Annotated in this window: 6 protein-coding genes and 1 riboswitch; of the genes, 1 reads left to right on the forward strand and 5 read right to left on the reverse strand. The window is 69.4% G+C overall.

Annotation, left to right across the window (positions count from 1 at the left end):
- Positions 1-165 precede the first annotated feature (165 nt).
- From FV223_RS17320 to FV223_RS17340, 5 genes are all read right to left on the reverse strand, one after another.
- Complete coding sequence (locus tag FV223_RS17320) at positions 166-1,158, reverse strand: branched-chain amino acid ABC transporter permease (RefSeq protein ID WP_147728195.1); 993 nt, start codon at positions 1,156-1,158, stop codon at positions 166-168.
- A gap of 141 nt (positions 1,159-1,299) precedes the next feature.
- Positions 1,300-2,187, reverse strand: a complete 888-nt coding sequence (locus tag FV223_RS17325) for a branched-chain amino acid ABC transporter permease (RefSeq protein ID WP_147728196.1) — start codon at positions 2,185-2,187, stop codon at positions 1,300-1,302.
- Positions 2,188-2,253: 66 nt separating this feature from the next.
- The gene (locus FV223_RS17330) at positions 2,254-3,444 is read right to left on the reverse strand and encodes an ABC transporter substrate-binding protein (protein WP_243948813.1); all 1,191 of its coding nucleotides are present in this window, start codon (positions 3,442-3,444) and stop codon (positions 2,254-2,256) included.
- 139 nt (positions 3,445-3,583) lie between these two features.
- Positions 3,584-4,324, reverse strand: a complete 741-nt coding sequence (locus FV223_RS17335) for an ABC transporter ATP-binding protein (protein ID WP_147728198.1) — start codon at positions 4,322-4,324, stop codon at positions 3,584-3,586.
- Positions 4,317-5,075 carry an ABC transporter ATP-binding protein gene (locus FV223_RS17340; protein WP_147728199.1) on the reverse strand — a complete coding sequence of 253 codons (759 nt, stop codon included), beginning with the start codon at positions 5,073-5,075 and terminating at the stop codon, positions 4,317-4,319. The genes FV223_RS17335 and FV223_RS17340 overlap by 8 nt, the downstream gene beginning before the upstream one ends.
- Before the next feature lie 198 nt (positions 5,076-5,273).
- Positions 5,274-5,375, forward strand: a riboswitch (glycine riboswitch).
- 158 nt (positions 5,376-5,533) lie between these two features.
- Between FV223_RS17340 and gcvT the strand changes: the two genes are divergently transcribed.
- The coding region (gene gcvT / locus FV223_RS17345; RefSeq protein WP_147728200.1) for a glycine cleavage system aminomethyltransferase GcvT at positions 5,534-6,393 on the forward strand (860 nt) is incomplete at its 3' end.

Below are 6,393 nucleotides of genomic sequence, written 5' to 3' on the forward strand. Positions count from 1 at the left end.
AGGCGCCGGTCGCCGTCGATCACCGCCAAGCGGTCGGCGAAGGCGTCGGCGGCGCGCGCCAGGAAGCTCACGGGCGTCAGCGCCGCGCAGTTCGCGGCCGAGCGGTCGAGCCCGGTTTCGAACGGGCTCATGCGCCCACCCTCCCCGCGCCTCCGCCGGCCCGGGTCACAGCGGACGCCGGGTGATCCGCGCGATCAGGCCGACGATGCCCTCGCGGAACAGCAGCACGCAGAGCACGAAGACCACGCCCTGGATGATCGTCACCCAGGCGCCGAACTGCGCAAGGTAGGTCTCCATCGTGACGATCACCAGCGCGCCGATGATCGGCCCGAACACCGTGCCCATGCCGCCGACCAGCGTCATCAGCACCACCTCGCCCGACATCGCCCAGTGCACGTCGGTGAGGGAGGCGAGCTGGAACACGATCGCCTTGGTGGAGCCGGCGAGCCCCGCGAGCGTCGCCGAGAGCACGAACACCGCGAGCTTGTACTGGTTCACCCGGTAGCCGAGCGAGATCGCGCGGGGCTCGTTGTCGCGGATCGCCTTCAGCACCTGCCCGAACGGCGAGTGGATGATGCGATAGATCAGCAGCAGGCCGCCCATGAACACCAGAGCCACGAGGCCGTAGAGTGCGCGGTCGTCGGCGAGGCTGATCGTGCCGAACAGGGCGCCGCGCGGCACCGCCTGGATCCCGTCCTCGCCGCCGGTGAACTTGGCCTGGAGCGAGAAGAAGAACGCCATCTGCGCGAGCGCCAGCGTGATCATCGAGAAGTAGATGCCCTGGCGCCGGATCGCGAGCGCCCCGAAGACCAGCCCGAGCAGCGCCGCCGTCAGCGTGCCGCAGAGGATCGCGAGTTCCGGGCTCAGGCCCCAGACCTTGGCCGCGTAGGCGCAGAGATAGCTCGCCATCCCGAAATACGCGGCGTGCCCGAAGGAGAGCAGGCCGCCGTAGCCGAGCAGAAGGTTGAACGCGAGCGCGAACAGCCCGAAGCACAGCACCTTCATCAGGAACACGGGGTAGAGCACGAACGGCGCCACCGCGAGGAACACGGCGATGCCGAGCATGATCCTGCGATGCAGGGCGCGGTCGTCCCTGCCTTCGGAAATGACCGGGGCGATGGCGGCGTCCGCGGGAGCGAGGGCGGCGGTGTCGGCCATGTCAGAATCCGTCTGTCTGGATGGCCATCGACCGTGAACGGCCGATGGCGTCCGCCGCACCTGCGGCGACGCGCGGTCGCGCTTGCCGCCGACCGCGCGTGGGCGGGCCGGCCTCGGCGCTCGTCGGCGTGGGCTGGCGCATCAGGCCGCCCGCCCGAACAGGCCGGCGGGCTTCACCAGCAGCACCAGCACCATGATCACGAAGATCACGGTGGCCGAGGCCTCGGGATAGAACACCTTGGTCAGCCCCTCGATCAGCCCGAGGCCGAACCCGGTGATGACCGAGCCGAGGATCGAGCCCATGCCGCCGATCACCACCACGGCGAAGACCACGATGATGATGTCGGCGCCCATGTTGGGGTTGACCGAGTAGATCGGCGCAGCGAGCACCCCGGCGAAGCCTGCGAGCGCGACGCCGAAGCCGTAGGTCAGGGTCAGGAACAGGGGCACGTTGACGCCGAAGGCCTGGACCAGGGTCGGGTTCTCGGTTGCCGCGCGCAGGTACGAGCCGAGCTTGGTCTTCTCGATGACGAGCCAAGTGGCCAGGCACACGGCCAGCGACGCGACCACGACCCAGGCGCGGTAGTTCGGCAGAAACATGAACGGCAGGCGCTGCCCGCCGGAGAGTTCCGGCGGGATCGCGTAGGGCAGGCCCGAGACGCCGTAGTAGTTGCGGAACAGCCCCTGGATGATCAGCGCCATGCCGAAGGTCAGCAGCAGGCCGTAGAGGTGGTCGAGCTTGTACAGGCGCGCGATCAGCACCCGCTCGAGCACGATGCCGAAGGCGCCGACGAGGAGCGGTGCCAGGGCCAGCGCCCACCAGTAGTTGACCCCGAGGTAGTTGAGCAGCATCCAGGCGACGAAGGCGCCCATCATGTACAGCGCCCCGTGGGCGAAGTTGATGATGTTCAGGAGCCCGAAGATGATCGCCAGCCCCAGGCTGAGGATCGCGTAGAACGAGCCGTTGATCAGCCCGAGCAGGAGCTGGCCGAACAGCGCCTGCATCGGCACGCCGAAGATCGTGGTCATCGCAACCCAGCCATCGTCTGCCCCGACGCCGCGGCGCGCCGTGCGCCGCGGGAGAACGCCAACCGCTCAGCCCTTTACGAGGGGGCAGCCGCCCTCGTTCAGCGGGCGGAACACCTCGTTGCCGGGGATGGTGGCCAGCAGCTTGTAGAGGTCCCACTCGCCCTTGGACTCGGCGGGCTTCTTGACCTCGAACAGGTACATGTCGTGGATCTTGCGCCCGTCGACGCGGATCGTGCCCTTGCCGAACAGCGGGTCGTCGGTCGGCATGTCCTTCATCCTGGCGACGACCCTGGCGCCGTCGGAGGCCGCCTTCAGCGCCTCCACCGCCTTGAGGTAGTGGAGCGTGCCTGCGTAGACGCCGGCATGGTTGGCGGTGGGCTTCTTGCCGCCCATCTGCTTGGCGAAGCGGTCCGAGAAGGCGCGGGTGGCGTCGGTGAGGTCCCAGTAGAACGGCTCGGTCAGGACGAGCCCCTGGGCCACCTTGGTGCCGAGCGAATGCACGTCGGAGGAGAAGACGAGGAGGCCGGCCAGCGCCTGCCCGCCCTCGGTGATGCCGAACTCGCCGGCCTGCTTGATCGCGTTGATGGTGTCGCCGCCGGCGTTGGCGAGCCCGATCACCTTGGCGCCCGACCCCTGCGCCTGCAGCAGGAACGAGGAGAAGTCGGCGGTCGGGAACGGGGTCTTGACCGAGCCGACGACCTTGCCGCCGTTCTTGGTGACGACCGCGGTGGTGTCGCGCTGGAGCGTCTGGCCGAAGACGTAGTCGGCGGTGAGGAAGAACCAGGTGTCGCCGCCGCGCTTGACCATGGCGCCGCCGGTGCCGTTGGCGAGCGCCACCGTGTCGTAGACCCAGTGCACGGTGTTGGGGGTGCATTGCACGCCGGTGAGGTCGGCGGTGCCGGCGCCGGTGTCGATGAAGGTCCTGTTCTTCTCCTTGGTGACCTGGTTGATCGCCAGGGCCACGGAGGAGGTCACGCCGTCGATGATCATGTCGACGCCGTCGCGGTCGTACCATTGCCGCGCGATCGCCGAGCCGACGTCGGGCTTGTTCTGGTGGTCGGCCGAGATGACCTCGACCTTGAGGCCCTTGTCGGCGGCCTTGAAGTCCTCGACCGCCATCCGGGCGGCCACGAGCGAGCCCTCGCCCGCGATGTCGGCGTAGACGCCGGAGCGGTCGGTGAGCACGCCGATCTTGACCGGCGTCTGACCCTGCGCGGCCGCCGCCGTCAGGGTCCCCAGCGCGGCGGCAAGCAGCATTCGTCTCAGCATCCGGTCCGTCCTCCTCGGTGCGCCGGCCGTTTTACGCGTCGGGGCCAAGTGCCCGTCCGTCGTCGGCCTCGTGCGTCGCGTTTCTCTTCGTATGAGGACTCTAGAAGTCCGTCGATGCCCGAGGTCTTCAGACCCCGAGATAGGCGTGGAGCTTGTCGATATTGGCGTCAAGCGCGTCGTTGGCGATCTCGTCGACCACCCGCCCCTGCTCGATCACCACGTGGCGGTCGGCGAGCGTCTGGGCGAAGCGGAAGTTCTGCTCGACGAGAACAATGGTGTAGCCGCGGCCCTTCAGCTCCCGGATCGTCCGGCCGATCTGCTGGACGATGACGGGGGCGAGCCCCTCGGTCGGCTCGTCCAGCAGGATCAGCTTGGCGCCGGTGCGCAGGATGCGGCCGATGGCCAGCATCTGCTGCTCGCCGCCCGAGAGCTTGGTGCCCTGGCTGCCGGCCCGCTCCGCGAGGTTCGGGAACAGGGTGTGGATCTCGGCCACCGACATGCCGCCCGGCTTCACGATCGGCGGCAGCATCAGGTTCTCGGCCACCGTGAGGCTCGCGAAGATTCCGCGCTCCTCCGGCACGTAGCCGAGGCCGAGCCGCGCGATGTTGCGCGAGGCCATCCCGATCGTCTCGACGCCCTCGTAGGTGATCGAGCCGGCGCGGCGCGCCAGGATGCCGATGATGGCGCGCAGCGTCGTGGTCTTGCCCGCGCCGTTGCGGCCCAGCAGCGTCACCACCTCGCCGGCCCGCACGTCGAGGTCGATCCCGTGCAGGACGTGGCTCTCGCCGTACCAGCCCTCCAGGCCGCGCACCGCCAGCAGGGCGTCCGAGCTCGCGCGCGGAACGGTCTTCAGCGCCGCCTCAGCCATGCCCGGCCCCGATATACGCCTCGATCACGCGCGGATCCTTCGACACGGTGGCGTAGTCGCCCTCCGCCAGCACCTGGCCGCGGGCGAGCACGGTGATCCGGTCGGAGAGCGAGGCGACCACCGACAGGTTGTGCTCGACCATCAGGATGGTGCGGTCCTTGCCGACCCGCCGGATCAGGGCCGCGGTGCGCTCGACGTCCTCGTGGCCCATCCCGGCCATCGGCTCGTCGAGCAACAGCATCTCGGGATCGAGCGCCAGGGTGGTGGCGATCTCGAGCGCGCGCTTGCGGCCGTAGGACAGCTCCACCGCCTGGTGGCCGGCGAATTCCGATAGGCCGACCTGGTCGACGAGGTCCAGGGCCTCGGCATCGAGGCGGCGCAGCACCGTCTCGGCGCGCCAGAAGTCGAAGGAGTCGCCGTGCTTGCGCCGCTGCAGCGCGATGCGGACGTTCTCCATCACCGTGAGGTGGGGGAACACCGCCGAGATCTGGAACGAGCGCACCAGCCCGAGCCGGGCGACGTCGGCCGGCTGCAGGCGGCTGATGTCGCGGCCCTTGTAATGGATCGCGCCGGCCGTGGGGCTGAGGAACTTGGTGAGAAGGTTGAAGCAGGTGGTCTTGCCGGCGCCGTTCGGGCCGATCAGCGCGTGGATGGTGCCGCGCACAACCTCGAGCGTCACGCCGTTGACGGCGCGGAACCCCTTGAACTCCTTGGTCAACCTGGTCGTGGACAGGATGATGTCCTGTGCCAAACGCAACCCTCCCCTGCATCTTTAGCAGGATGTATCGCCGGAAGCGCCGGCGGCGTCCATCGCGTTTTCGAAGGCGGCGCGAACATTCCCCGGCCGATGACACCCCTTCCGGCAGCGGAAAGCGTGACAGTCAGGGGCAGGTTGTCCGGCCGGCGCTTGCGGGCCGCATCGCAGAATGCCAGTCTGACCGCGTCCGCATAAAGCGATACGGGAGAGCCCAGATCGGTCCGACGACCGATCATGGCGCCGACGGAGCAACCACCCCCGGAAACTCTCAGGCACAATCACCGTATCGTTGGACGATCTGGAGAGAGGCGCCACCTGGCGCCCACCGAAGGAGAAACCTCGGAGACCGCCGACGCGGCGTCCGGGGGAAGCTCTCAGGTAACCGCGACAGATGGGGGCATCCGAGGAACGCATCCGCGTTCTTCGGCGGCTCGTCGTCGTGGAAACACCAGATGCATGCGGACCCCCTCGCGACCGTCGACACCCCCCGCGCTTCCGGCCTGCTGCGCAACCCGCTGCACGCCCTGCATCTGCGCCGCGGCGCGCGGATGGTGCCGTTCTCCGGCTACGACATGCCGTTGCACTATCCCGCCGGGCTGCTGAAGGAGCACATTCACACCCGCGCGAACGCCGGCCTGTTCGACGTGTCCCATATGGGCCAGATCGCGCTCGCGGCGGACGACCCGGCCGAGGCCGCCCGCGCCCTCGAGGCCCTGATCCCGGCCGACATCGTCGGGCTGAAGCCCGGCCGGCAGCGCTACGGCCTGCTGACCGACGCCGCCGGCGGCATCCGCGACGACCTGATGGTGGGCAATCTCGGCGACCGGCTGGTGCTGGTGGTCAACGCTGCCAACAAGGCGGCCGACCTCGCCCATCTCCGGGCCTACCTTCCCGCCGCGGTGACGGCGACGGCGCTCGACCGCGCGCTGATCGCGCTCCAGGGCCCGAAGGCGGAAGCCGCCCTGGCGCGCATCGCCCCGCAGGTCGCGGCGATGCGCTTCATGGATGCGGCGGAGGTTCCGATCCTCGGGCATGCCTGCCTCGTGACCCGCTCCGGCTACACCGGCGAGGACGGCTTCGAGATCTCGCTGCCGGACGTCGCCGCCGAGGCCGTCGCCGAGGCCCTGCTCGCGGACGCGGCGGTGATGCCGATCGGGCTCGGCGCCCGCGATTCGCTTCGGCTCGAAGCTGGCCTGTGCCTGCACGGCGCCGATATCGGCCCCGACACCTCGCCGGTCGAAGCCGGCCTGGCCTGGGCGATCCCGTCCGTGCGCCGCATCGGCGGCGCGCGCGCCGGCGGCTTCCCGGGCGA

It is taken from the genome of Methylobacterium sp. WL116, assembly GCF_008039455.1.
Taxonomy (GTDB): Bacteria; Pseudomonadota; Alphaproteobacteria; order Rhizobiales; family Beijerinckiaceae; genus Methylobacterium.

Excerpts from the sequence above, each read along its gene's own strand:
- FV223_RS17335 (WP_147728198.1), bottom strand. The coding sequence starts at position 4,324 with ATGGCTGAGGCGGCGCTGAAGACCGTTCCGCGCGCGAGCTCGGACGCC.
- FV223_RS17325 (WP_147728196.1), bottom strand. The coding sequence starts at position 2,187 with ATGACCACGATCTTCGGCGTGCCGATGCAGGCGCTGTTCGGCCAGCTC.
- FV223_RS17320 (WP_147728195.1), bottom strand. The coding sequence starts at position 1,158 with ATGGCCGACACCGCCGCCCTCGCTCCCGCGGACGCCGCCATCGCCCCG.
- FV223_RS17330 (WP_243948813.1), bottom strand. The coding sequence starts at position 3,444 with ATGCTGCTTGCCGCCGCGCTGGGGACCCTGACGGCGGCGGCCGCGCAG.